Genomic DNA, 24,526 nt, shown 5'->3' with positions numbered 1-24,526 from the left:
TTCCCGGCGCACGGCGGCCGGTTATGTTCCTTCCATGACGATCACGTACGCGGTCCTCCTGCGCGGTATCAACGTCGGCGGCCGAAGGAAGGTGCCGATGGCAGAGCTCAGAGAACTCCTCACCGGGCTGGGCCACGGCGACGTCCGCACGTACCTCAACAGCGGCAATGCCGTCTTCAGCAGCACGGAGACCGACGAGGAGGGGCTGGCGTCGGGCATCGAGGAGGCGATCGAGAGCCACTTCGGCTTCGGGGTCCCGTGCCTGGTGCGCGGCGGGCCGTATCTGCGGGCCGTGGCCGACGCATGTCCCTTCCCCACAGCCGAACTGGAGGCGAAGCAACTGCATGTCACCTACTACTCGGGCCGGGTCGACCCCGAACGCTTCGCCGCCATCGACCCGGAGGCCCGTCTCCCCGAGGAGTTCCGCCTCGGGGACCGGGCGCTCTACCTGTACGCTCCGGATGGTCTCGGCCGGTCCAGGCTCGCGGAGGAGCTGGCCAGGCCCGCGCTCAACAAGGGCATCATCGGCACCTCGCGCAACTGGAACACGGTCGTCAAACTCGTGGAGATGACCGGCGCCGCGGATCCGGCCACCGGCTGAGCGTCACCACCGCGCTCCCGGCTGGGCCAGCACGGAGGGTGCCCGGTGGGCTCGGGCCGACCAGCGCCCTTCCGTCCGGGTGATCCGCACCGGATGGTCGAAGCACGAGCTGACACGGTCTGTGGTGAGCACCTCGTCGGCGGGCCCGGAATCAAGACACTGTCCGTCGCGCAGCAGCATCGCATGCGTCGTCGAAGCGGGTAGCTCCTCCAGATGGTGGGTGACCAGGACCGTCGCCAGTTCCGGATGCTCACCCCGCAGCGTGTCCAGGCTGCTCAGCAGCTGTTCGCGGGCCGCCAGATCCAGGCCGGTGGCCGGCTCGTCCAGCAGCAGGAGCCGAGGGCTGGGCATCAGCGCACGGGCGATGAGGGTACGGCCGCGCTCGCCCTGCGAGAGCGTCGGCCACCGGGATGCGACCTTGTCCCCGTGCATGCCCAGCATCGCGAGCAGCCGCTCGGCCCGTGCGGTCTGTTCCGCCGTGGGGGACCGGCGCGGCACCAGCTCGATGGAGTTGGTCAGCCCGGTCAGTACGACATCACGCGCCCGCAACGGCGAATGCAGCGGATGGCGGGGGTTGACGTGCCCGAGCCGGGCACGGAGTTGACGCAGATCGACCCGGCCGAGCGTGTCCCCGAGGATCTCCACCGTTCCCCGGGTCGGATGGCCCACCGCCCCGAGCAGGCCGAGCAGCGTGGACTTGCCCGCGCCGTTCGAGCCCAGCAGTGCCCAGTGCTCTCCGCTGTGCACGGTCATCGACACGGATGCGAGCAGCAGTCTGCCGTCCCTCACGAGATCGACGTCCTTCGCCCGGATCACCACATCGCTCACAGGTCGTTCAGCTCCTTCATGTCGTCGTCCGACAGCCTGAGCCGCACCGCGTCCAGGTTCTCCTCGAGATGTCCGGCCGAGCCGGTGCCCGGTGCCGGCACCAGAACGGGGGAGCGATGCAGCAGCCAGGCCAGCGCCAGTTGCCCTCCGGTGGCGCCGTGCCGGTCGGCCACGGCGGTGAGCGGCGACCAGGACTCTGCCGCCAGGGCGCCGTTGGCCAGCGGAAACCAGGGCAGAAAGGCGAGACCGTGTTCTTCGCACAGCGTCAGTACGTCGTCCGAGAGACGGTCGATGAGGTTGAAGCGGTTCTGCACGGAGGCGATCCCGGTCAGGGAGAGTGCCCGCTCCAGCTGTTCGGCGGTGATGGTGTCCAGGCCGATGTACCGGATCTTACCCTCCCGCCTCAGCGCATCGAGGGCGCCCAGCTGCTCGTCCATCGGCACCCGCGGGTCGAGCCGGTGCAGCTGGTACAGGTCGATGGTGTCCACCCGCAGCCGGCGCAGACTCGCTTCGCACATCGCCCGCAACTGCTCGGGGCGGCCCGCGATGTGCCAGGCATCCGCCCCGGTACGTACGACTCCGCCCTTGGTCGCGATCACCAGATCGGCCGGGTAGGGGTGGAGAGCATCGGCAATCAGTTCCTCCGCGATATCGGGCCCGTAGTTGTCGGCGGTGTCGATGAGCGTGACACCACGCTCCACGGCCCGCCGCAGTACACCCACGGCCTCGCCCCGCTCACCGCGCGGCCCCCAGTACCCGGCGCCGGTCAGCTGCGCGGTACCGAATCCGATACGCCGCACCGGGAGTGAGCCGCCGAGCAGAAACGTGTCGTTGATCATGGCCGGACGCTATCGGAATGTGTAAAGGTCATCCGTATGCGCTACATCATCATCGGGGCGGGTGCGGTAGGCGGTGCCATCGGCGGCCGACTGGCGGAGAGCGGCAACGATGTGGTCCTGGTGGCCCGCGGTGCGCACTACCGGGCGCTGCGGGAGGGCGGACTTCGGCTGGTGACCCCGCAGGGGGCCCGTACGCATCATCTGCCGGTGGCCGACCGGCCGGGGGCCGTTGACCTGCGCGCCGATGACGTCCTCGTCCTCGCCGTGAAGACGCAGGACAGCGTCGCCGCACTCGACGCCTGGGCGCCGCGACCGGTGGCCGGAACCGGCGCGACGGCAGGCGAGGTGCTTCCGCTCGTCTGCGCGCAGAACGGTGTCGAGGGCGAACGGCTCGCGCTGCGGCGCTTCCGCCGGGTGTACGGCATGTGCGTCTGGCTGCCCGCGCTCTTCCTGGAACCGGGCGTGGTCGCGGCCGACTGCGCACCGCTCACCGGGATACTGCACATCGGCCTCTTCCCCTCGGGCACGGACGAAACGGCCCACCGCATCTCCCGGGATCTGGAGAAGGCGCCCTTCGAAGCGCCGGTCGTAGCGGACGTGATGCGCTGGAAGTACGCCAAGCTCCTGTCCAACCTCGGCAACTCCATCCAGGCCGTCTGCGGATCCGCCGGCAGTGCGGAGCACGCGGAACTGGTCGCCAGGGTGGTCGCGGAGGGCCGGGCGGTCCTCGCCGCAGCCGGTATCGAGACCGCCGGCGACAGGGAGCAGCAGGACGCACGGGGGCACAAGGCCGACACTCAGCCCCTCGAGGGGCACCCGCGTCGCGGCGGTTCCTCCTGGCAAAGCCTGAGCAGAGGTACCGGCACGATCGAGGCCGACTACCTCAACGGCGAGATGGTGCTCCTGGGGCGGTTGCACGGGGTACCGACGCCGGTGAACGCCACGCTGCAGAGGGTGGCCGACACCTTCGCAAGAGAGCGGAGGGGCGCTGGTTCGATGCCGGTCGGCGAACTGGTCGCGCTGGTGGACGCGAACGCGGCGCAGTGACGGCACCCGCCGGCCGGCGCGCCGGGAATGGCCCACCGGATCGGTCGCCCAATGGACCAGAGGGCAGTGCCACTTGTTCACTAGCCTCGCCGTATGACAACCATCGACTTCTACTTCGACCCCGCCTGCCCCTTCGCCTGGATCACCTCGCGCTGGATCCTGGAGGTCGAAAGACACCGGGACATCGATGTCCGGTTCCGGGTGATGAGCCTCTACCTCCACAACGAGGGCAATGAACTCCCCGACTGGTACCGCGAGCTGGTCGACAAGTCGATCGGCCCGGTCCGGGTGGTGGCCGCGGCAGCACAGCAGCACGGCGAAGACGTGGTGCGCGGTCTCTACGGCGCGCTGGGCAGCCGGATCCACGAAGCGAAGAACGAGGATTTCGCGGAGGTGATCGCGGAGTCGCTCGCCGAGACCGGCCTGCCCGCGGGGCTCGCGGCCGCCGCGGACTCCACCGCGTACGACGAGGCGGTGCGCCGCAGTCACGACGCGGGCAGGGACCCGGCGGCGGGCGCCTATGTCGGGACCCCGACGCTGCACATCGACGGAGCCGTCTACTTCGGTCCGGTCCTTCGTTCCATTCCGCGCGGCGAGGACGCGGCCACGCTCTTCGACAGCTTCCGGGTGATCGCCGGGAATCCCGGCTTCTTCGAGCTGAAGCGCACCCGCACGGGCAGTCTCGACTTCGGCTGACTGTCGCATTTCTTCAAGACCGCCCCGGGCGGCAGCCCTTAGCGTGCGATGCATGAAAAACGTGTATCCACACATGATCGAATGCGCCGCCGAAGCCGCCCGTGTCGCAGGCGGGGTGACGTCGGGGCAGCTCTCCGGGCCGACCCCCTGCGGGCAGTGGGACACCAGGACCCTGGTGAACCACTGGGTCCTCTACACCTCGCACGGTCTTGAGCACCGCGCCCGGCGCCGGCCGCTCACCGGTGAACTCACCGACCGGGACTTCGCCGCGGAACCGGACTGGGCGGCGCGGTACGCGGCCCGACTGGACCGCGCGGTCGGCGCCTGGTCCGATCCGGCGGTGTGGGAGGGGGAGATCGATCTCGGCGCCGGGTCGATGCCCGCCGCCGGGATCGCCGCGATGATCACCAAGGAGATGGCCGTACACGGCTGGGACGTGGCGAAGGCCACCGGCCAGGAGATACGCGTCCCGGACGCGACGGGCACCCTGATCCTCGGTGTCGTCGAGGAGTACGCCGAGATCTACCGCCAGTACGAAGGCTTCGCGGACCCTGTCGAACTCAGCGGACCGTCAACGGACTTCGAGCGTGCGCTGGCCCTCTCGGGGCGGGATCCGCGATGGATGCCATAATGGCCGGCGCCGGCCCGCGGCCGGTGGTTCAGGCGCTCATCGCGAGGGGCAGCGCTGCCCGCGACGCGTCGTACCGGGTGAGCAGTACCCGTGCGAGTTCGGCCGACGGGCCGAGGACGCCGGCCAGCGCATCCGCGCCCGCCGCCCTGGCTCCCGCTTCGATGCGGTCGGGAAGACGGCCGGGTGCGATCACGTAGGGCGCGACCGCGACGCGCGCGACACCCGACGCCCGCAGGTCCCGCACCACGTCCTCGGTACGGGGAAGAGCCGCGGAGGCGAACGCAGGCCGCACGGCGCACCAACCGGTGTGCCGCAGCTCCCGCGCAATTTCAGCGATCACTGCGATCGCCTCCGGGTCGGTGGAGCCCGCCGAGGCCAGAACAAGCCCGGTCGAGCTTCGGTGGGACGGGGCGACCCCCGCCTCGTACAGCCGCCGCTCCAGTGCCTTCAACAGCAGTGGCGAGGGGCCGAGAACATCCGCCTGGTGAATGCGCAGCTGGCGCGGCGCGTTCCGCAGCACCGCGGGGATGTCCGATTTCGCATGGAAGGCGCGATTCAGCAGGAGCGGAAGGGCCACCACGTCACGTACGCCATCCGCCGCCAGCCGGTCCAGCACCTGCGGGACCGACGGGGCGTTGAACTCCAGGAAGCCCGTCTCCACCCGCACCTCGGGCCGCAGCGACCGCACACGCCGGACGAGCGCGTGAACGGTCGCCGCGTGCCGTGGGTCGCGGCTGCCGTGGGCGATGACGAGGAGCACCGGACGGTGGTGGTACATGGCGCGGATCAGCTTCTGACCAGGAGACCGCGGCTGCGCAGCACCCGCCGCTCCAGCGGGCTGAAGATGAGCAGGTCGATGGCGATACCGACGATCAGGATCAGGAATATGGCGAGGAAGACCATCGACATGCTGCTGGTCTCCCGGCCCTGCTCCAGCAACTGACCGAGACCCACACCGAGATCGGGAGACGACGCGATGATCTCGGCCGCCATCAGCGAACGCCAGGAGAACGCCCAGCCCTGCTTGAGCCCTGCCAGATAGCCGGGCAGCGAGGCGGGCAGCACCACATGCCAGGTGCCCCTGAGTCCGGTCGCGCCGAGGGTCCGGCCGGCCCGCAGATAGAGCGGCGGGACCTGGTCGACCCCGGAGACCAGCCCGTTGGCGATCGAGGGGACGGCGCCCAGCAGGATCACCGCGTACATCATCCTGTCGTCGAGCCCCAGCCAGATCACGGCCGGCGGCACCCAGGCAACGGACGGCAGCGACTGCAGACCGGAGAGAACCGGGCCTATCGCCGCCCGTACGAATCTGACCCGCGCCACCAGCAGGCCGAGCGGCGTACCGATGGCCAGCGCCAGCAGGAAGCCGAGCAGACCGCGCGAGACGCTGGTCCAGATGTAGCCCAGCAGGGTGCCCTGCGCCCAGGCGTCGCTCACCTCGCCCCACACCTGGGAGGGTGACGGCAGTTTGTAGTCGTCGGTGACGTTCGCCCAGATCAGGATCTGCCAGACGACCAGCACCAGCAGCACCGCGGTCACCGGCGGCAGTACCTTGCGTACCAGCACCTCGCGCACCGGCACGCGGTCGATCCGCACGGTGTCCAGGGCGTCCAGGCCCGCTTCGAGGCCGGCCAGGTCGTCGTTCCTGACGTCAGTGTTGGCCATGGCGGCGGATCTCCCCACGCAGTTGTTCGGTGATCTCCACGGAGAGTTCGGCCACCGCGGTGTCCTCGATCCGGCGCGGATGCGGGATGTCCACCGTCCACTCGTGGGCCACCCGGCCGGGACGTGAGGAGAGCAGCACCACGCGCTCGGCGAGCCGCACCGCCTCACGGACGTTGTGCGTCACGAAGAGGACGGAGACGTCGGTCTCGCTCCAGATACGGGTCAGTTCGTCGTGCAGCACGTCGCGGGTGATGGCGTCGAGCGCCGCGAAGGGCTCGTCCATCAGCAGCAGCCTGCTGTCCTGGGCCAGCGCGCGCGCCAGCGCCACCCGCTGCCGCATACCGCCGGACAGCTCGTGCACCCGCTTCGGGTAGGCGCCGTCGAGTCGTACGAGACCGAGCAGCCGCTCCGCCTCGTCACGGCGGTCGGCCTTGGGCAGACCCCGCAGCCGCAGCGCGAGTTCGATGTTCTTGCCGGCGGTCAGCCAGGGGAACAGAGCGTGTTCCTGGAACATCAGAGCCGGCCGGCCGCCCGGGGTCTCGATCGACCCCGTGGTCGGCCGGTCCAGCCCGGCCACCAGGTTGAGCAGGGTCGACTTGCCGCATCCCGACGCCCCCAGGAGTGTGACGAACTCGCCGGGCGCGACATCGAGGGTGATGTCGTCCAGGACGAGCTGCTGGCCTGCGGGTCCGCCGAAGGACTTCGAGACATGCTCGATACGGGCCGCATGCGTCACCGCGGTGCGGTCGTCGGCCTTGGCGAGTGTGGTTGCCACGGTCGTCACCTCCTGGGAACAGAACGGGGGATGCGGGTTATTTGACGCCGAGGCCGGCGTCGGAGACCGCGGGCTGCCCCGCGGCCTTGAGGATCTTGTTCAGCGGCCGCAGGTCGTAGATTCCCTTGAGGTCGGTCTTCTCCAGCAGGCCGGCCTTGACCGCGTGGGCGGCCTCGGTGTTGAGGGTCGCCGCCAGCGGATCGTCGGTCGTCCGGATGGACTTCCACGCCGGGTCGATGACGTTGGCGGGCAGCGCCTTGCCCGAGAGCTTCTTCAGAGCGTTGTTGGCGACCGTCTTCGCCTTGTCCGGATTCGCCTTGATCCACGCGTTGGTCTTCACCGACCCGCGAAGCACCGCCTCGACGACGTCCGGGTGCTCCGTGAGGAACTTCTGCGACACCACGATGTTCGTGATCACGAACTTCTTGTCGGGCCACAGGGAGCTCTCGTCGAGCAGCACCTTGCCGCCCTGGGCGACCAGCTTGGACGCGGTCGGCTCGGGCACCCACGCCCCGTCGATGGAACCGGACTTGTACGCGTCCGGAGTCACCTTGTTGTCCGTACGGACGACGGAGACATCGCCCTTGCCGCTGTTGGCGTCGACCTTCCAGCCCTTGTCGGAGATCCAGTTGAGGAACGCGACGTCCTGGGTGTTGCCGAGCTGCGGGGTCGCGATCTTCTTGCCCTTGAGGTCGTTCACCGACTTGATCTTCTTGGGGTTGACGACCAGCTTCACACCGCCCGAAGCGGAGCCGCCGATGATGCGCAGGCTCTTGCCCTGGGACTGGGTGTACCCGTTGATGGCCGGCGACGGGCCGAGCCAGCCGATGTCGATCGAACCGGACGTGAGCGCCTCGATCTCGGACGGGCCCGCGCTGAAGGTCGATGTCTTCAGCTGTGTGCCGCCCAGTTCCTTCTGGAACAGACCCTGCTGGTCCCCGACCAGAGCGGTGGCATGGGTGAGGTTCGGGAAGTAGCCGATCTTCACGCTGTCGGCGGAGAGCTTCTTGGCGCCGGGGGCGATCTTGGCCTTCCCCGAGTCGTCCTTGGCGGCGTCGGACCCGTAACCGCAGGCGGTGAGCGCCACGGCAAGCAGCGGCAGTGCGGCGGCGGCGGCGATGCCGCGGCGGAGCAGTGGATTGGCAGGCACGGGAGGTCTTCCTCTCGTTGGCCCGGGGCAGGCGTCGCTCAGGACGTGTCCGGGCAGTCGGCAGGTCTTCGGCGGTACGGGTACGGCGGTCGGTGCGTCCGGGCGCGCAGGCAGTGCGCGTACGTCATGACGCACATCGCGCGACCCCGCCCTGACCGCTGCCGAGAGCGCCGCTGCCGACGCGGCCGCCCTCTTTCGCGAAGGTGGCGTAGATGTTGCGGAAGGACATGGCTAGAAGTCCCATCCCTCGTCGTCCTGCACGGCAACCGCTTCGGCCACGGCCTCGGCGGTGACGGCGAACGCGTCGCCTGCCATGCCGGCGGCCAGCGTGGTGCCGTCGGCCGGGTCGATCAGCAGGAAGGAACCGGTGCGCCGGGAGTCGGCATACGCGTCGAGCGCGAGCGGCTCCGCGGTACGGATGACGACCCGGCCGATGTCGTTGGCGACCAGTTGTCCCGGCTCGGGGTGCTGGGAGAGGTCGTCGAGGGTCAGCCGCGAGGGAATCTCCTTGACGATCGCCTTGACCGTGCGGGTGGTGTGCTTGAGCAGCACCCGCTGGCCCACCACGAGGGCCGAGTCGGCCACATGGCAGACGGTCGCCAGGACATCCTGGGTCGGTGCCGGAGCATCCGCGCTCGGTGCGATCAGGTCACCGCGCGAGATGTCCAGATCGTCGGTCAGCCGTACGGTCACCGACTGCGGGGCCCAGGCGATGTCCGCGCTCTTCCCGAGCACGTCGATACCGGCGATCGTCGAGGTACGGCCGGAGGGCAGCACCGTGACGGCCTCGCCGACGCGCAGCGCGCCCGATGCGATCTGGCCGGCGTAGCCACGGTAGTCGGGGTGTTCGGTGGTCTGCGGGCGGATCACGTACTGGACGGGGAATCGCGCCTTGCAGTCGCTCAGGTCATGGGTGGAGGGAACCGTCTCCAGATGCTCCAGGACGGTCGGGCCGCCGTACCAGTCCATATGGCTGGACGGCTTCACCACGTTGTCACCCGCAAGCGCGGAGATCGGGATCGCGGTGATCTCCGGAACGCCCAGGGAGGCCGCGTACGCCGTGAACTCCTCGGCGATCGCGGCGAAGACGGGCTCCGCGTAGTCGACGAGGTCCATCTTGTTGACGGCGAGCACCACATGCGGGACCCGCAGCAGAGCGGCGACCGCGGCGTGCCTGCGGGTCTGCTCGACGACACCGTTGCGGGCGTCGACGAGGACGACGGCCAGCTCGGCGGTCGAGGCACCGGTGACCATGTTCCGGGTGTACTGCACATGCCCGGGGGTGTCGGCGAGGATGAACCGGCGGCGGGGCGTGGCGAAGTAGCGGTAGGCCACGTCGATGGTGATGCCCTGCTCACGCTCGGCGCGCAGCCCGTCCGTCAGCAACGCCAGGTCAGGTGCCTCCTGGCCGCGGCCGAGTGACGCCTGTTCGACGGCCTCGAGCTGATCGGTGAAGATCGACTTGGAGTCGTGCAGCAGACGTCCCACAAGGGTGGACTTGCCGTCGTCGACGGAGCCCGCGGTGGCGAAGCGCAGCAGGGTGGTGGCCGACAACTGCTCGGCCAGCTCTTCGGTGTGCCTGGTCATTTAGAAGTACCCCTCGCGCTTGCGGTCTTCCATCGCGGCCTCGGACATCTTGTCGTCGGCACGTGTCGCTCCCCGCTCGGTCAGCCGGGAGGCGGCGATCTCGGTGATCACGGCTTCCAGCGTGGTGGCATCGGAGTCGACGGCACCGGTGCAGGACATGTCGCCGACGGTGCGGTAGCGCACCTGACGGGTCTCGACCGTCTCGCTGTCCTTCGGGCCGCCCCACTCGCCGGCGGTCAGCCACATACCGGAGCGCTTGAAGACCTCGCGCTCATGGGCGAAGTAGATCTCCGGCAGCTCGATCTGCTCACGCTCGATGTACTGCCAGACATCCAGCTCGGTCCAGTTGGAGAGCGGGAAGACCCGGACGTGTTCACCGGGCGCGTGGCGGCCGTTGTAGAGCTGCCACAGCTCGGGACGCTGACGGCGCGGGTCCCACTGCGAGAACTCGTCCCGCAGCGAGAACACCCGCTCCTTCGCGCGGGCCTTCTCCTCGTCGCGGCGTCCGCCGCCGAAGACCGCGTCGAAGCGCTCGGCCTGGATCTTCTCCGTCAGCGGGAGGGTCTGCAACGGATTGCGGAGCCCGTCGGGACGCTCACGAAGCGCGCCGGAGTCGATGTAGTCCTGGACGGATGCGACATGCAGCCGCAGCCCGTGTTCGGCGACCAGACGGTCGCGGATGTCGAGCACCTCGGGGAAGTTGTGTCCGGTGTCGACATGCAGCAGTGAGAAGGGCACGGCGGCAGGTGCGAACGCCTTCAGCGCCAGGTGCAGCATCAGGATCGAGTCCTTGCCGCCGGAGAAGAGGATCACCGGCCGCTCGAACTCGCCCGCGACCTCACGGAAGATATGGACGGCCTCCGACTCCAGCGCGTCCAGATGACTGAGCGCGTAGGGGCTGTCGGTGCCTTCGGTGACAGTGGCAGCGGTCGTCATCGGGCCAGGCCCCTCTCGGTGAGCAGTGCATACAGCGCGGCTGCGGACTCCCGCACGGTCTGCCGGTGCGACTCGATGCGCAGGTCCGGTGTCTCCGGAGCCTCGTACGGGTCGTCGACCCCGGTCAGCCCGGAGATCTCGCCCGCCGCCTGCTTGGCGTACAGGCCCTTCACATCACGCTCCGAGCACACCTCCACCGGGGTGGCGACGTGCACCTCCAGATACGCGGTGCCCGCACCCTGGTGGCGCTTGCGGACGGCCTCGCGGCTGTCCGCGTACGGGGCGATGACCGGCACCAGCGCCTTCACGCCGTTGGACGCCAGGAGCTCGGCGACGAAGCCGATTCGCTGGACGTTGGTGTGCCGGTCCTCGCGGGTGAAGCCGAGGCCTGCGGAAAGGAACTCGCGGATCTCGTCGCCGTCGAGCACCTCCACCCGGTGGCCCTGTCCGCGGAGCCGGTCCGCGAGTTCGTGGGCGATGGTGGTCTTGCCCGCGCTCGGCAGACCGGTGAGCCAGATGGTGGCTCCCTGGTCCGTCGTCATCTCGTTCTCCTGAATCTCGGTCATCAGCCGTGCAGCCCGCACTCGGTCTTGTTCCGGCCCGCCCAGCGGCCGGCCCGGGCGTCCTCGCCCTCCTCGACCCGACGGGTGCAGGGCGCGCAGCCGATCGAGGGGTAACCGTCCATCAGCAGCGGGTTGGTGAGGACGCCGTGCTCGGTGACGTAGGCGTCGACGTCGTCCTGCGTCCAGCGGGCGATGGGTGAGATCTTGACCTTCCGGCGCTTTTCGTCCCAGCCGACGACCGGGGTGTTCGCCCGGGTCGGCGACTCGTCACGGCGCAGGCCGGTGGCCCACGCCCGGTAGTTCTTGAGACCGTCCTCGAGCGGCTTCACCTTGCGCAGCGCACAGCACAGGTCGGGGTCGCGGTCGTGCAGCTTCGGACCGTACTCGGCGTCCTGCTCCGCGACGGTCTGCCAGGGAAGCAGGGTGATGACGTTGACGTCCATCACGGCTGCCACGGCGTCCCGGGTACCGATCGTCTCGGGAAAGTGGTAGCCGGTGTCCAGGAAGACCACATCCACGCCGGGGTTGACACGCGACGCGAGGTGGGCGACAACCGCGTCCTCCATGGAGGAGGTCACGCAGAAGCCCTCGCCGAAGGTGTCGGCGGCCCACTTGAGGATCTCGAGGGGGGACGCCTCTTCCAGCTCCCGGCCGGCACGCTCCGCGAGAGCCCTCGGATCGTCGGTCTCCAGAGTGTTCGTCATATCCCGTCTCCTTCAACATCCTTGGCGGTGTCGCGCTGAAGTCCCCGGGCGAGCAGGCCGAGGAACTTCAACTGGAATGCGCGGTTGCACGCCGCGCATTCCCAGGCCCCGTGACCGCTCTCATGCGGGCGAAGGTCCTCGTCGCCGCAGTACGGGCAGAAGAAGGGCGCGGCTCGCTCGCTCACGAGAGGGCCTCCGCGGACGCGCGCGCCGCCCAGGTCGCGAACCGCTCGCCGTCCGCGCGCTCGGCCTGGAAACGCTTCAGCACCCGCTCGACGTAGTCGGGCAGCTCATCCGAAGTGACCTTCAGCCCACGGACCTTGCGGCCGAAGCCGGCATCCAGACCGAGCGCGCCTCCGAGGTGCACCTGGAAGCCCTCGACCTGGTTTCCGTCCTTGTCCAGCATCAGCTGGCCCTTGAGACCGATGTCGGCGACCTGGATGCGGGCGCAGGCGTTCGGGCAGCCGTTGATGTTGATGGTGATCGGCTCGTCGAACTCCGGGATCCGGCGCTCCAGTTCGTCGATCAGCGAGGCGCCCCGCTGCTTGGTCTCGACGATGGCCAGCTTGCAGTACTCGATGCCGGTGCAGGCCATGGTGCCGCGCCGGAACGGCGAGGCGTTGACCTTCAGGTCCAGCGACTCGAGAGCGGCCACGAACGACTCGACCTGGGATTCCTCGATGTCGAGCGCGATCATCTTCTGCTCGGTGGTCGTACGGAGCCGGCCGGAGCCGTGCGAGGCGGCGACATCGGCGATCTTCGCCAGTGTCGTGCCGTCCACGCGGCCGACCCGCGGCGCGAAGCCGACGTAGAAGCGGCCGTCGTACTGCGGGTGCACGCCCAGGTGGTCGCGCCAGACACCGGCGGGCTGCTCAGGGGCCGGTCCGTCGACCAGCTTGCGCTGGAGGTACTCGTCCTCGAGGACCTGCCGGAACTTCTCCGGGCCCCAGTCGGCGAGAAGGAACTTCAGCCGGGCGCGGTTGCGCAGGCGCCGGTAGCCGTAGTCACGGAAGATGCCGATGACACCGCCGAAGACGTCGGGTGCCTCGTCGAGCGGGACCCAGGCGCCGAGACGTACGCCCAGCCTGGGGTTGGTCGAGAGGCCACCGCCCACCCACAGGTCGAAACCGGGCCCGTGGTCGGGGTGGTTGACCCCCACGAACGCGATGTCGTTGATCTCGTGGGCCACATCGAGCAGCGGAGAGCCGGAGATGGCGGTCTTGAACTTCCGGGGCAGGTTGGAGAAGTCGGGGTTGCCGATGAAGCGCCGGTTGATCTCGTCGATCGCCGGAGTGCCGTCGATGATCTCGTCGGCGGCGACCCCCGCGACGGGGGAGCCGAGAATCGTACGAGGGGTGTCACCGCACGCCTCGGTGGTGGACAGACCGACGGCCTCGAGGCGGCGCCAGATCTCCGGGACGTCTTCGATGCGGATCCAGTGCAGCTGGATGTTCTGCCGGTCGGTGATGTCCGCGGTGCCGCGCGCGAACTCCTGCGAGATCTCGCCGATGATCCGCAGCTGCTCCGTGGTCAGCCGCCCGCCGTCGATCCGCACCCGCAGCATGAAGTACTCGTCGTCCAGCTCCTCCGGCTCCAGGATCGCCGTCTTGCCGCCGTCGATCCCGGGCTTGCGCTGGGTGTAGAGCCCCCACCAGCGCATCCGGCCGCGCAGGTCGGCGCCGTCGATCGAGTCGAAGCCGCGCTTGGAGTAGATCGTCTCAATGCGTGTCCGCACATTGAGACCGTCGTCGTCCTTCTTGGTCTGCTCATTGCCGTTCAGCGGGGTGAAGTGACCCAGCGCCCACTGACCCTCGCCACGGTGACGGCTCACCTTGCGGCGGGACGTGGCGGGAGCGGGAGTTTCCGGGCTGGCGGCCATGGTGGTTCGTCCTTCTGTGGCGGCTCAAGAGGGCGACGGATCAGGCGGAAAGTACCCCTGCGACCTGCGTGTTCACGGCAGGGCACAGCGGTTCGGGGGCTACTGGGCCCCGCTGGGGGACTTCGCTCGTCCGCAACGACGGGGACGGCGGGACACGGCGGTGCTGGTGGAGATCAGCGCGCCGGACAGATGGCGCTGGACACGCGGCCGAGGTCGACGTGGCGTCGACTAATCAAGGCAATTCCAGTTCCAGACATGACGGAAGCGTGTCACGGCGATCTCGTAGGAGTCCACCACTATCCACCATATGGACGTCATGGTCCCGCATCCCGAGACACTGTGGTGTCCGTCACGTGCGGCGGGGGTGGACGTCAGGCGTCTGCTCCGGGCCACGGACCCGGAGTCACGACCTCCGCTTCCTCCTCCGTCTCCGTTCGGAAGAGCCTGAAGCCCCGGCGCAGGTAGTTGTCCATCGCGTGCGGTCCGTCCTTGCTGCAGGTGTGCACCCAGACCCGCTTCGTCGGGGCCCGCCCCGGTGTGCGGTCGGCCAGATCCCAGGCCCGCCGGACACCGTGCGAGAGCAGGTGGCCGCCGATGCGCCGGCCACGGAACGCCGGGAGCAGACCGAAGTACATGATCTCCACGACGCCGTCGTCCTGCGGGTCCAGCTCCACGTACCCGGCCGGGGTGCCCCGCTCGTACGCCACCCAGGTCTCGACGCCCGGCCGGTCGAGCAGTTCCTGCCATTGTCCGTAGTTCAGCGAGAGCCGGTCGGTCCAGCGGATGTCCCCACCGACCGAGGCGTAGAGGAACCGGCTGAATTCGGGCGACGCCACCTCGGCGCGGACGATCCTGATGTCGCCTTCCGGCTCGGCGGCCGGCCTGACATCGGCGGGGGAGGTCTGTTCCAGGGACCAGGTGGTCACGGTGACGGTGCTCATGCACGCCAGGGAACCATGAGGCGGCGCGGTGGCGCACGGCGGTCTCACGGCGACGGCGCACTCACCGCACCCGACGCGGAAAGCCCGGCCGGGCGACACTCCCGTCGTGCCGTCGTGCCGTCGTGCCGTCGTGCCGTCGTGCCGTCGTGCCGTCGTGGGTTGTTCCGTACGCGTGACCCGCTGTGGTCCGCGTCAGCCGGCGGGGGGTACGGACCGCCGCACGGCCGGCGCCGTCGAGTGCGGAAGCAGATCGTCCGGACGCTCCGGACGGATCACCGTGACGTCCACCTCCTCGAGAAAGCGGTACGGGCGGTGTGCCAGGACCTCGGCCAGGGTGCGGCGCACCCGCGACATCTCGGCGCGTACCGTCACCTTCCGTGTCGGGTCCCCGAACAGATCACCGGCCAGTTCGGCTGCCGTGCGGCCCCCGCGGTGCAGGCTCAGTACGTACAGCAGCTCCGCATGGCGCGGTGTCAGCCCCTGCGTCCAGCTGCCCGCGGCGCCCGACACGGTGACCGACCACCGGCGCCGGCCGCTGAGATCGAGCACCACCCGGCCGGGCGGGGCCGGGCTCCCCGCTCCGGTGTTCTCGTCGTCGACCCGGATCAGCCAGCCGCCCGGCAGTGGCTCGACCGCGCACATCCCCAGGGAAGGAAGCCACATCCGTCCCGCCGCGAAGGACCTGGGCAGAGGCAGCCGGGCGACGGGCGGCATCCCGGTCACCGCGGCGGGCCAGCCGTTGGCGTCCACCGCCAGGGCCCGTCCGCCCAGTCGGCTCAGGATCGGCGACGCCACGGAGCGTAGCCCCTCGACCGAGATCAGATGCCGGTTGCGCAGCTCCGCCACGGCCAGCCGCGCCACGGATTCGACCAGCGCCAGAGTGGCGGGATGGAAGGTGTGATCGGGCCCGCTGACATCGATGACGCCCAGCAGCCTGCCGTCCCGCGGATCGTGGACGGGCGCCGCCGCGCAGGTCCAGTTCTGCAAGGTCCGGACGAAGTGCTCGGCGGAGTGCACCTGCAGGGGCCGCCCCGCCTCCAGTACGGTGCCCACCGCGTTGGTGCCGGTCGAGTCCTCGCTCCAGGCGGCGCCCTCCTCCAGACAGATGCCGTTGGCCCGGCGGATGACCGCCTGGTTGCCGTCGCGCCACAGCACCCGACCCTCACCATCGGTGATGACCACGATCTGTGCCGAGGCGTCGGCAGCCGGGATCAGTCCCTCGCTCAGCGCCGGGAGCAACTCGCCCAGCGGGGTCGCCCTGCGCCGGTGCTCCAGATCCTCTCTGTCCAGCAGCGCACTGCTGGTGCCCCGGTCGGGGTCGACGCCGATCCTCAGCATCCGCTTCCAGGACGCGTCGATGACCGGACGCGGGGCGGGCCCCGACCGGTCACCCGAGAGGGCGGCCTCGCGCAGTCCGTGCAGCGCACGCGCCGTCTCACGGGTGTGCGGGGCGGACAGACCAAACGCGCTCGGGGCCGTGGTCCTCATGGGAAGCTCCCCGCTTCTTTCCGGGTGGTGCGTGCACCGTCGGGGTGCTGTGCTTCATGGTGCCCGCCCGGCGGCCGCCGCGCCCGGCAGTCCGCACATCCGGTGCAACCCTCTGCAACCCTCGCGCCCGGGCGGCCCGTTGTACGAAACTGCTCGCACCAGCCGGGGTGGTGCCGTGTCGGCGCAGCACCAACCCCGGCTGTTATGCGTTGCCGGACGGCGCCGCGCGGTCGACGACCGACGCCAGGTCCAGGGTGTGCGGCAGGGTGCCGAACGCCGTTCCCCAGTCGCCGCCCAGCCGCGACGCACAGAACGCGTCGGCCACCGCGGACGGCGCCCACCGAACCAGCAGCGAACCCTGCAGAACCAGTGCGATGCGCTCGACGAGCCTGCGCGCCCGGGCCTCGATTCCCTCCAGGTCGGCGAGTTCGGTGAGCAGATCCCTGATCGCCCGGTCCAGCCGGTGATCGGCGCCTCGCGCTCTGCCGACCTCCTTGAGGAAGGCGTCGAACGCCTGGGGCTCCCGCTGCAGGGCCCGCAGCACATCCAGCGCCTGGACGTTCCCCGAGCCCTCCCAGATCGAGTTCAGCGGAGACTCGCGCAGCAGCCGCGGCATCCCGGACTCCTCGACGTAGCCGTTGCCGCCCAGGCACTCCAGCGCCTCGACGGCAACCGGGGTGCAGCGCTTGGTGACCCAGTACTTCGCGGCGGGTACCGCGAGCCGCAGCAGGGCCCGCTCCTCTTCCGTGTCGCTGTCGTAGGCCGCCGCCAGCCGCATGGCCAGCGTGGTGGCAGCCTCCGACTCCAGGGCGAGATCGGCCAGTACGTTGCGCATCAGCGGCTTCTCCGCCAACTTCCCGCCGAACGCGCTGCGGTGCGCGGCATGGTGCACCGCCTGCGCCACGGCCTGCCGCATGAGTGCCGCCGATCCGACCGCGCAGTCGAGCCGGGTGGCCGCCACTATCTCGATGATGGTGCGCACCCCGCGGCCCTCATCGCCCACCCGCTGGCCCCAGGTGCCGTCGAACTCGACCTCGCCCGACGCATTGGATCTGTTGCCCAGTTTGTCCTTCAGCCGCTGGATCGCGAAGACATTGCGCGTGCCGTCGGGAAGCACCCGGGGCACCAGGAAACACGTCGGTCCACCCGGCGCCTGCGCCAGCACCAGGAATCCGTCGCACATCGGCGCCGAGCAGAACCACTTGTGACCGGTGAGCAGATACTCGCCGTCGCTGCCGAGCGGCACCGCGGACGTCGTGTTGGCGCGGACGTCGCTGCCGCCCTGCTTCTCCGTCATCCCCATCCCGAACAGCGCACCGGGCTTGCCCCCGGCGGGCCGCAGTTCCTGTTCGTAGATGTGCGAGGTGAGCCTGGGCTCCCACTCCGCGGCCAGCGCCGGATCGGACCGCAGCGCCGGCACCGCCGCATGGGTCATCGACACCGGGCACCCGTGACCCGCCTCGACCTGCGACCACACCAGGAAGCCGGCGGCGCGGCGCAGATGGCCGCCCGGCCTGCCCCACGCGTCTGTGAGCCCCGCGGAAACGGCCTTTCCGAGCAGCCGGTGCCAGGCCGGATGGAACTCCACCTCGTCGATCCGGTGCCCGTATCGGTCGTGCGTGCGCAGCCTCGGCGGATGTTCGTTCGCCAGGGCTCCCCACTCCTGTACCTGCCCCGAACCGGCCGAGCGGCCGAGCGCGCCGAGCTCTTCCCTTACCTCTTCCGCGATCTCCCGCGCGGTGTGCCGGTCCACCGCCTCGGTCAGTACCGCGTCCGAGGTGAAGACGTCATGCCCCACCAGGGGCGGAGGCTGGTTGGACACGGTGTGGGTGGTGGCTGCCATGGGGCTACGGTAAGGAGGTGCAGGCAGCAAATGAAACAGGGGAGCGCCATTCAGGCCTGCTCCACCGCGCGAGAGCCCTCTACCGCAACGTCTCCAAGCGCCGGATGGCCTGGTTGCTGGTGAAGGACACCGTCAACTCGTGCATGGAGTACCGGATCCTGGGACTCGCGGCCGAGGCGGCGTTCTTCACGCTGCTCTCGCTGCCGCCGCTGCTGCTCAGTCTGATCGCTCTGCTCGGTTACGTCGACGGCTGGACCGACACCCACACCGTCGCGAGCCTCGAGCAGAACATCCTCAACGCCGCCAGCACGGTCCTCTCCGACCGGGGGGTCCACGAGTTCGCGAAACCGCTGCTGGAGGACGTCACCCACGGCAGGCGCCCCGATCTGGTCTCCATCGGCTTCGCCCTTGCTCTGTGGTCGGGCTCGCGGGCGGTCAATGTCTTCATCGACACCATCACGGTGATGTACGGCCTCGACGGCCGCCGTGGCATTGTCATGACCCGGCTGCTCTCACTGCTGCTCTACATCGTCGCGCTGCTGATCGGAGCGGTGGTGCTGCCGCTCGCGGTGGTGGGGCCGGACCGGGTGGTGGAGTTCGTCCCCGGCGGTGAGGAAGTCGTCGCCATCCTGTACTGGCCGGTGGTGGTCGTGCTGTCGATCGCGTTCCTCACCACCCTCTACCACGTGTCCGTACCGGTTCGGTCGCCATGGATAGAGGACATTCCGGGGGCTCTGGTGGCCCTCGGAATGTGGTTCCTGGGAAGTTTCCTGCTGCGGATCTACCTCACGGGTGAAGTGGAGGGGCCGACGATCTACGGTTCGCTCGCCGCGCCCATCGCGGTGCTGCTGTGGATCGGCATCTCGGCTTTCGCCGTTCTGGTCGGCGCGGCGGTCAACGCGGCCATCGACCGGGTCTGGCCCTCCGTTGCGACAGCGGCGGCCCGCGCGGCGAACGAGCGGCAGCGGGCAGCGCAGGCCGCCGGGACCGGCGCGTCCCCGTACCACCCCGGCGCCCCGGGCCCGGAGACCGCGGACGACGAGGAGGACGAGGAGGACGAGGGGGGCTCGGACATGCCATCCGAGTTCCCCGAGCGCTGGTCGCGGTTCCTGCCCCCGGAGGACGTCACGTCGCGGCTGCGCTCCAGGAGGCCCGACGACAAGCGGTCCCCCGAGCACACCACGCGCGACCAGGACTGACCCGCCCGGTCTACGCTGGAGGCGTGTACGCACAGTGGCCGTCCCGGCTTGAGGGCGCCGTCGTCTGGACGCGCACCGTGCAGGGTCCCGACGACCACCCGGTGCTGCCCGACGGATGCATGGACCTGATCTGGACCGATGGCATCCTGCTGGTCGCGGGCCCGGACACGCGCGCACACCTGCCGGAAGCCTCCTCCGCCACCCGGTACGCCGGGGTGCGCTTCGCACCGGGCTGCGGGCCCGCGCTGCTCGGCGTACCGGCGTACGAACTGCGCGACCGGCGCGTCGGACTGACCGATCTGTGGCCCGCCGCCGTCACCCGCAGGCTCACCGACCGGGTCGACGGGGCGTCCGACCACGTGGCTGCGCTGGAGTCCGTGGTGCTGCGGCGCGCTGCCGAAGCGGAGCCGCCCGATCCACTGCTGAGGGCCGTCGCCGAGCAGCTGGACACCGGCCGCTCCGTCGCCGGGACCGCGGAATCGGTCGGCCTCGGCGCCCGGCAGCTGCACCGCCGTTCGCTGGACGCCTTCGGATACGGGCCCAAGACCCTCGCCCGGGTACTGCGGCTCCAGCGCGCGCTGGCTCTCGTCGCCGCCGGGGCGCCGTACGCGTATGCGGCGATCGCGGCCGGCTGCACCGACCAGGCGCATCTCGCCCGCGAGATGCGCGGTCTGGCCGGGATGTCGCTGAGCAGCTATGTGGCGTCGAACAGCTATGTGGCGTCGGCGAACAGCGACACCTCGGATCCGTCGGGATCGAGCACTGTCGCGTAACGCTGTCCCCAGAAGGCGTCCCAGGGCTTGAGATGCCCCCGGTGGCCGGCCGTCATGAGCGTGTCGTACACGGCGTCGACGCCGGCGGCTGAGTCGCAGCGGAAACAGAGTCCGGCGCGTCCCGGGGACTCCGGCAGCTGCCGGCCCGGATCGAAGGAGCGGACCGTTTCCTCGGTGTCCCAGAGAATGCGCAGTCCGCCCGGCAGCGTCACTTCGACATGGGGCCGGGAGTCCTCCTCGGCCGGGATGTCGAGACCGAGCAGACGGTAGAAGGCGAGCGAGGCGACCATGTCGGCGACGACAAGGCCGATGGCATCGAGTTGCGGAGCAGGTGAAGGAGTCATGGGACCAACGTAGGCACGCGCACCGCCGCCGGTCTTGTACGAATCGGTCGGCTTTGCTGTCGGGGCGGACCGGACGCCGGCTGCGGCGGGCAGGAGCGCCGTTCCAGTGCTGTGGGAGGGCTGAGCCGGTGTCCGATGACGCCCTCAGCAGGATCGACGCCTCGGGCCGCACACGGCCCGGATCCGGAAACTGGACCGGTGGCAAGGAGAGCCGAGTCGTCGACCGCGAGGCGGGCGACCGGATACGCAACACCGCACCGTGGCATCGGCGACCACGCCCGTACGGACCGGCTCTTCCCCGGGCGCGCCGTGCGGTATCCCGTCCGTGCGGCGGGCATCCACCCGTTCCCGGGCATCGCCTCCCGGTGCGGCCGAGGCACAGGGGGGGCGAGCCCGGCGAGGCGCCATGTTCTGCGGGCCTGCCGCACGACGTGGCTCCGCACGCAGGCATCTCAGGGGCGCGGCTCCAGCTGGCCGCAGATCCAGGCGAGCGCGTCGTACACCCCCTGGATGTGGTCCTGCGGGATGCCGCGTTGGGCCGCGCCCTCCAACTGCACGGTCGCCGCATCCACTTCGGCGGTCAGCAGGCCGAGGCCGGGAGCTCCGGCGCTCACATCGCCGGTGACCGGAGCGGTGGTGGTGTGCCCCAGCGCCCAGCTGTAGGCGGTCAGCAGCCCGTTGGCGAGCGGGCTCTGCTGGTCGCCTGCGGAAGCTTCCAGCTTCCGGTACGCCGCCTCGACCTCCCAGCGGTATCTGGTGCCCACGTGCGGCTCTTCGAAGGGTTCGGTCGGTTCAGTCTCTGGCATGGTCATACCTCTGCGTGTGTCCGATTCCCGGGTGGTGATGTATCGGCCGTCCTCGCTGCGGATTACCGGCGGTGCCCAGGTGGGGTGCGGGCCGGGCGGCCGTTCCGGCTGCCGGACTTCCTGTTCATGCCTGCCGTCTCCTGACGAAGCTGCCCGGCCCCTGCGGCGAGGTCACCGTGGCCCGTCAGGCCAACGAGCAGCACCGCACAGGTGTACCGGCCATGCGGCGATTTTTTCGGGAGCGCCGGAACCGGCGGGCGCTTCCGGACACCCTCCGCGACCGGCAGACTTGGCCTGCGCTTTACGAGAGGGGCGCAACCGTTGCCGCGGAGTCCTTGTCTCTAGGGGTGTTGGATCTCGGAAGACGTGATGTGAGCGGAGCATGGGCATGGGCCGGGTCAAGGGCAGTATAGGAATCGCACTGCTGGTCGGTGTGGTGCTCGCCGGCGCGAGTGCCTGCGGCGGAAACGCCGAAGCCTCGGGTTCGGGGGCATCCGCGGGGAAAGCCTCCGGGAAGGCGCAGGCGAGCGCACATCCGAAGCCGGCACGTCCCGCGGGCCCGCCGATGCTGTTGAACACGATCGCGCCCAAGACCGGTGCCACCGTCGGGGTCGCCATGCCGATCTCGGTGGTCTTCAGCAACCCGGTGGGCACATCGGCTCGTGGCACGGTCGAGAAGCACCTCAAGGTGACCGCTTCGGTTCCGGTCACCGGCGCCTGGCACTGGTTCAGCAGCACCCGGGTCGACTGGCGGCCCGAGAACTACTGGAAGCCCGGCACCAAGGTGAAGCTCGATGCCGATCTGAAGGACGTGAGCAACGGCAACGGCCGCTACGGAACCCATGGTTACCAGCACACCTTCACGATCGGGGACGACGTCGAGGCCACCGCATCGGTGCCGGGACACACGATGCAGGTGAAGCGTGACGGCAAGCTGGTCCGCACCCTGCCCATTGACGCGGGCAGCCCGAGCTTCCCCTCCTGGGACGGCACCATGGCGGTCATCGACAAAGCACGCGAGGTGCACATGACCTCCTGCAGTGTCGGTATCAGCTGCACCAAGGGCAGCCCCGACTTCTACGACCTGACCCTGCCCTGGGATGTCCACCTGACCACGTCGGGTACGTACATCCACTACTCGACCGGCGACCCCTACCCGGGCCACAGTTACGGCTCGCACGGCTGTATCCACTTGTCCCTGGCGGACTCGAAGTGGTTCTACGACTTCGTCAAGCAGGGAGACCCCGTCACCATCACCGGGTCGCCGCGGGGCAAGGCCGCGGGGGACAACGGCTACGCGGCCTTCAACCTGTCCTGGTCGAAGTGGCTGGAGACCAGCGCTTCGGGTGCGCGGACGACGGGCGCCCTCTAGGCGGTGTGAAGCCCAGGCGCCGCGCGCCGGGCGGACGCCGCTACTTCTCCACACGGCCTACGGGCTGTCCTGCGAAGGGGCACCGGCACCGTCCCGGCTCGCGGCCCCGGCCGCGAGCCGGTCCGCGTCGGGTCGCCGGACCGCCCGCGCCGCGGAGACCAGCTCGAAGAGCCTGATGAGGCGCGCGCTGGAGTCGAGCCGGCCGCGTTCGCCGCCCGCATTTCCATTCCGGCGGCACGCACAGCTGGACGTAGGGGAAGGAGGAGTACAAGACGTCCTGGCCGCTGCTCTCCCGAGCGCTCGGCCTCAACGGTTCAGTGCCGCACGCCCGGTGGGCCCGCGAGGCCGGCGGGCAAGGGTCTCCTGAGTCTGCCGGACGGTCCTGCCCGGCGGGGCATCCCGATCGCGGTGAGCCGAACAGCCTTTGTGCGCACCGGTCCTGGGCCGCCCGCGAGCGGGCCCGGTGTGCGTCTGCATGGCCGGATCGGTTCAGGAGGCCGCTGGCCCACCGGTGTCGCGCAGCTGCCCTACAGCCCAGTTCGCCCACTCCTCGCGCATGGCGCTGAAGCGCAGGCCGAATTCGAGGGCGAGGGCCCCCTCGACGGCGAGCGGGCTGTCGTCCGATGCGATGGATTCCTTGATCGCTTCGAGCTTTGTGTGTTCATCGGCGGCGAGCTGGGCCCGGTGCCGCAGGAAAGCCACCGCTTCGTCGTGGCTGAGGACGCCGAGGAAGAAGACCCGCAACAGGACGTCGCTCCGTGTGGCCTGGCCGGATTCGGTGTCGACCAGCCAGGAGTGCAGCTCGGCCAGGCCTTCGTCGGTGAGGGCGTACTCCTTGCGGCCGCGCGGGCCCTCGCTGGCCACGGTGACCAGACCGGTGTCGGCGAGGCGCTTGAGTTCGCCGTAGACCTGGCTCTGGTTGGCGGACCAGACGTTGGCGAGCGAACCGTCGAAGAGTTTCATCAGGTCATAGCCGCTTGCCCGTCGATCGACCAGCAGGCCCAGCAGTGCGTGTCGAAGACTCATACGTCCACTGTACCTTCCATCATTGACAGGTCAAAGGCGACCTACTGGCGCTGACCTGTCGCAGGCCCGTCCCGGGATCCGTCTCAGGACCGCTGCGGGACGGTGGCGCTCAGAGCAGCAGCCACTTGACGACCGACCGTTCCTCGTCGGCGGCCCGCGCGTAGAAGGCCGTGAGCCCCTCATGGGCGCGCGCGAAGTGCTCGCGGATCCGGGGCTCGGGGACGACAGGTCCGTACGGCGCGGTGAGTTCCTTGCACACCACCGGCCACAGGGCATCGAAGCAGACCCCGGTCAGAAAGGCCGCGGCCTCCTCGACTCCCGGCGGGGTGAGGACTGCGAAGGACGGCAGCCGGTCGTCGTGATGCGGTACGGGACGGCCGCCCAGCACCGGCAGGCTGCCCGCATGGCCGCTGCCGTGCGCTGTGTACAGCCGGTCGACGTCGGTGAAGTCCTTCTGCAGCACGTCCGCCAGATGTAACGCGCAGAGCGCCTGTAAGTCGTCCCAGTCGTCATCGAACTGGGCGGCCAGCCAGTCGGGGTCGTAGGTGAGAGCGGCAGCGGGCACCGACCGGAGGTGGTAACGGTGGTTCACCGGGCGCTGCCCTTCCATGGCCGGTACGCGGGAGATGTGCGCGATCTCAATTGCTCCACCCTTCAGGCGACTTCGCGGGGAGCGCGTCTCGGACGGGCTTCCCGCACTGTCCAGCGCACCCCTTCGGTGAAACATCACTGCGACCGACCGGCGGACCGCGCACCGGTGGATTACGCTCCATGGACATCGCCGCCCGCGGGTGGGGGGAACGCCCCGGGTGGCTGCCAGCGATGGAATCAGC

The 24,526-nt window shown here is 69.7% G+C and carries 27 protein-coding genes; 7 read left to right on the top strand and 20 right to left on the bottom strand.

Features of this window, described 5'->3' with window-relative positions:
* Positions 1 to 34 precede the first annotated feature (34 nt).
* Positions 35 to 601 (top strand): DUF1697 domain-containing protein, encoded by a 567-nt coding sequence (locus OHS16_RS05555; protein WP_328536043.1) that lies wholly within the window; start codon positions 35 to 37, stop codon positions 599 to 601.
* 3 nt (positions 602 to 604) lie between these two features.
* Here the strand turns inward: OHS16_RS05555 and OHS16_RS05550 are convergent, their stop codons facing one another.
* Positions 605 to 1,429: an ABC transporter ATP-binding protein gene (locus OHS16_RS05550; protein ID WP_328536042.1), complete on the bottom strand. Its 825-nt coding sequence runs from the start codon at positions 1,427 to 1,429 to the stop codon at positions 605 to 607.
* Positions 1,426 to 2,268, bottom strand: a complete 843-nt coding sequence (locus tag OHS16_RS05545) for an aldo/keto reductase (RefSeq protein WP_328536041.1) — start codon at positions 2,266 to 2,268, stop codon at positions 1,426 to 1,428. The genes OHS16_RS05550 and OHS16_RS05545 overlap by 4 nt, the downstream gene beginning before the upstream one ends.
* A gap of 36 nt (positions 2,269 to 2,304) precedes the next feature.
* Between OHS16_RS05545 and OHS16_RS05540 the strand changes: the two genes are divergently transcribed.
* The 3 genes from OHS16_RS05540 to OHS16_RS05530 all read left to right on the top strand — a co-directional run bounded on the left by OHS16_RS05540 (position 2,305) and on the right by OHS16_RS05530 (position 4,642).
* Positions 2,305 to 3,315 (top strand): ketopantoate reductase family protein, encoded by a 1,011-nt coding sequence (locus OHS16_RS05540; RefSeq protein ID WP_328536040.1) that lies wholly within the window; start codon positions 2,305 to 2,307, stop codon positions 3,313 to 3,315.
* A gap of 93 nt (positions 3,316 to 3,408) precedes the next feature.
* Positions 3,409 to 4,011 (top strand): mycothiol-dependent nitroreductase Rv2466c family protein, encoded by a 603-nt coding sequence (locus tag OHS16_RS05535; protein WP_328536039.1) that lies wholly within the window; start codon positions 3,409 to 3,411, stop codon positions 4,009 to 4,011.
* 52 nt (positions 4,012 to 4,063) lie between these two features.
* A complete protein-coding gene (locus tag OHS16_RS05530; protein ID WP_328536038.1) occupies positions 4,064 to 4,642 on the top strand; it encodes a TIGR03086 family metal-binding protein in 579 nt (192 codons plus the stop codon).
* A gap of 28 nt (positions 4,643 to 4,670) precedes the next feature.
* Here the strand turns inward: OHS16_RS05530 and OHS16_RS05525 are convergent, their stop codons facing one another.
* The 14 genes from OHS16_RS05525 to OHS16_RS05460 form a co-directional block, all read right to left on the bottom strand.
* Entirely contained in the window at positions 4,671 to 5,420 is a 750-nt protein-coding gene (locus tag OHS16_RS05525; RefSeq protein WP_328536037.1) for a sirohydrochlorin chelatase, read from the bottom strand.
* Between the two features lie 8 nt (positions 5,421 to 5,428).
* Entirely contained in the window at positions 5,429 to 6,307 is an 879-nt protein-coding gene (locus OHS16_RS05520) for an ABC transporter permease (protein WP_328536036.1), read from the bottom strand.
* Positions 6,294 to 7,082 carry an ABC transporter ATP-binding protein gene (locus tag OHS16_RS05515; protein WP_328536035.1) on the bottom strand — a complete coding sequence of 263 codons (789 nt, stop codon included), beginning with the start codon at positions 7,080 to 7,082 and terminating at the stop codon, positions 6,294 to 6,296. Before OHS16_RS05515 ends, OHS16_RS05520 begins: the two co-directional genes overlap by 14 nt.
* A gap of 37 nt (positions 7,083 to 7,119) precedes the next feature.
* Positions 7,120 to 8,232 (bottom strand): aliphatic sulfonate ABC transporter substrate-binding protein, encoded by a 1,113-nt coding sequence (locus OHS16_RS05510; RefSeq protein WP_328536034.1) that lies wholly within the window; start codon positions 8,230 to 8,232, stop codon positions 7,120 to 7,122.
* A gap of 231 nt (positions 8,233 to 8,463) precedes the next feature.
* Positions 8,464 to 9,819 carry a sulfate adenylyltransferase subunit 1 gene (locus OHS16_RS05505; protein WP_328536033.1) on the bottom strand — a complete coding sequence of 452 codons (1,356 nt, stop codon included), beginning with the start codon at positions 9,817 to 9,819 and terminating at the stop codon, positions 8,464 to 8,466.
* Positions 9,820 to 10,755, bottom strand: coding sequence for a sulfate adenylyltransferase subunit CysD (gene cysD / locus OHS16_RS05500; protein WP_328536032.1), 936 nt, complete (start codon positions 10,753 to 10,755; stop codon positions 9,820 to 9,822).
* Entirely contained in the window at positions 10,752 to 11,321 is a 570-nt protein-coding gene (cysC, locus tag OHS16_RS05495; protein WP_328536031.1) for an adenylyl-sulfate kinase, read from the bottom strand. Before cysC ends, cysD begins: the two co-directional genes overlap by 4 nt.
* Positions 11,321 to 12,022: a phosphoadenylyl-sulfate reductase gene (locus OHS16_RS05490; protein ID WP_328536030.1), complete on the bottom strand. Its 702-nt coding sequence runs from the start codon at positions 12,020 to 12,022 to the stop codon at positions 11,321 to 11,323. Before OHS16_RS05490 ends, cysC begins: the two co-directional genes overlap by 1 nt.
* Positions 12,019 to 12,207, bottom strand: coding sequence for a hypothetical protein (locus OHS16_RS05485; protein WP_328536029.1), 189 nt, complete (start codon positions 12,205 to 12,207; stop codon positions 12,019 to 12,021). The genes OHS16_RS05490 and OHS16_RS05485 overlap by 4 nt, the downstream gene beginning before the upstream one ends.
* A complete protein-coding gene (locus OHS16_RS05480) occupies positions 12,204 to 13,901 on the bottom strand; it encodes a nitrite/sulfite reductase (RefSeq protein WP_328536028.1) in 1,698 nt (565 codons plus the stop codon). The genes OHS16_RS05485 and OHS16_RS05480 overlap by 4 nt, the downstream gene beginning before the upstream one ends.
* Positions 13,902 to 14,074: 173 nt before the next feature.
* Positions 14,075 to 14,158 carry a putative leader peptide gene (locus OHS16_RS05475; protein WP_328540725.1) on the bottom strand — a complete coding sequence of 28 codons (84 nt, stop codon included), beginning with the start codon at positions 14,156 to 14,158 and terminating at the stop codon, positions 14,075 to 14,077.
* Positions 14,159 to 14,272: 114 nt separating this feature from the next.
* Positions 14,273 to 14,842, bottom strand: coding sequence for a GNAT family N-acetyltransferase (locus OHS16_RS05470; RefSeq protein ID WP_328536027.1), 570 nt, complete (start codon positions 14,840 to 14,842; stop codon positions 14,273 to 14,275).
* Between the two features lie 192 nt (positions 14,843 to 15,034).
* Complete coding sequence (locus OHS16_RS05465; RefSeq protein ID WP_328536026.1) at positions 15,035 to 16,330, bottom strand: GAF domain-containing protein; 1,296 nt, start codon at positions 16,328 to 16,330, stop codon at positions 15,035 to 15,037.
* 202 nt (positions 16,331 to 16,532) lie between these two features.
* Positions 16,533 to 18,173 (bottom strand): acyl-CoA dehydrogenase family protein, encoded by a 1,641-nt coding sequence (locus OHS16_RS05460; RefSeq protein WP_328536025.1) that lies wholly within the window; start codon positions 18,171 to 18,173, stop codon positions 16,533 to 16,535.
* Between the two features lie 17 nt (positions 18,174 to 18,190).
* On the opposite strand from OHS16_RS05460, the gene OHS16_RS05455 reads away from it, so the two are divergent.
* Together OHS16_RS05455 and OHS16_RS05450 are read left to right on the top strand one after the other, a co-directional pair.
* The gene (locus tag OHS16_RS05455) at positions 18,191 to 19,372 is read left to right on the top strand and encodes a YihY/virulence factor BrkB family protein (RefSeq protein WP_328536024.1); all 1,182 of its coding nucleotides are present in this window, start codon (positions 18,191 to 18,193) and stop codon (positions 19,370 to 19,372) included.
* 23 nt (positions 19,373 to 19,395) lie between these two features.
* Positions 19,396 to 20,145 (top strand): DUF6597 domain-containing transcriptional factor, encoded by a 750-nt coding sequence (locus tag OHS16_RS05450; RefSeq protein WP_328536023.1) that lies wholly within the window; start codon positions 19,396 to 19,398, stop codon positions 20,143 to 20,145.
* Here the strand turns inward: OHS16_RS05450 and OHS16_RS05445 are convergent.
* Together OHS16_RS05445 and OHS16_RS05440 are read right to left on the bottom strand one after the other, a co-directional pair.
* A complete protein-coding gene (locus OHS16_RS05445) occupies positions 20,085 to 20,489 on the bottom strand; it encodes a VOC family protein (RefSeq protein WP_328536022.1) in 405 nt (134 codons plus the stop codon). The two genes, OHS16_RS05450 and OHS16_RS05445, sit on opposite strands and share 61 nt — an antisense overlap.
* Positions 20,490 to 20,941: 452 nt before the next feature.
* Positions 20,942 to 21,295 (bottom strand): hypothetical protein, encoded by a 354-nt coding sequence (locus tag OHS16_RS05440; RefSeq protein WP_328536021.1) that lies wholly within the window; start codon positions 21,293 to 21,295, stop codon positions 20,942 to 20,944.
* A gap of 388 nt (positions 21,296 to 21,683) precedes the next feature.
* Between OHS16_RS05440 and OHS16_RS05435 the strand changes: the two genes are divergently transcribed.
* Positions 21,684 to 22,667 carry a L,D-transpeptidase gene (locus OHS16_RS05435; RefSeq protein WP_328536020.1) on the top strand — a complete coding sequence of 328 codons (984 nt, stop codon included), beginning with the start codon at positions 21,684 to 21,686 and terminating at the stop codon, positions 22,665 to 22,667.
* A gap of 489 nt (positions 22,668 to 23,156) precedes the next feature.
* On the opposite strand, the gene OHS16_RS05430 is transcribed toward OHS16_RS05435, so the two are convergent.
* Both OHS16_RS05430 and OHS16_RS05425 read right to left on the bottom strand, forming a co-directional pair.
* Complete coding sequence (locus OHS16_RS05430) at positions 23,157 to 23,693, bottom strand: PadR family transcriptional regulator (protein WP_328536019.1); 537 nt, start codon at positions 23,691 to 23,693, stop codon at positions 23,157 to 23,159.
* 109 nt (positions 23,694 to 23,802) lie between these two features.
* Positions 23,803 to 24,285 (bottom strand): DUF1877 family protein, encoded by a 483-nt coding sequence (locus OHS16_RS05425; RefSeq protein ID WP_328536018.1) that lies wholly within the window; start codon positions 24,283 to 24,285, stop codon positions 23,803 to 23,805.
* Positions 24,286 to 24,526: the final 241 nt, after the last annotated feature.

This window comes from Streptomyces sp. NBC_00344 (genome assembly GCF_036088315.1).
In the GTDB taxonomy this organism is placed as follows: Bacteria; Actinomycetota; Actinomycetes; order Streptomycetales; family Streptomycetaceae; genus Streptomyces.
The sequence above is the reverse complement of the archived record's forward strand: the minus strand, read 5'-3'. Positions and strand labels throughout refer to the sequence as shown.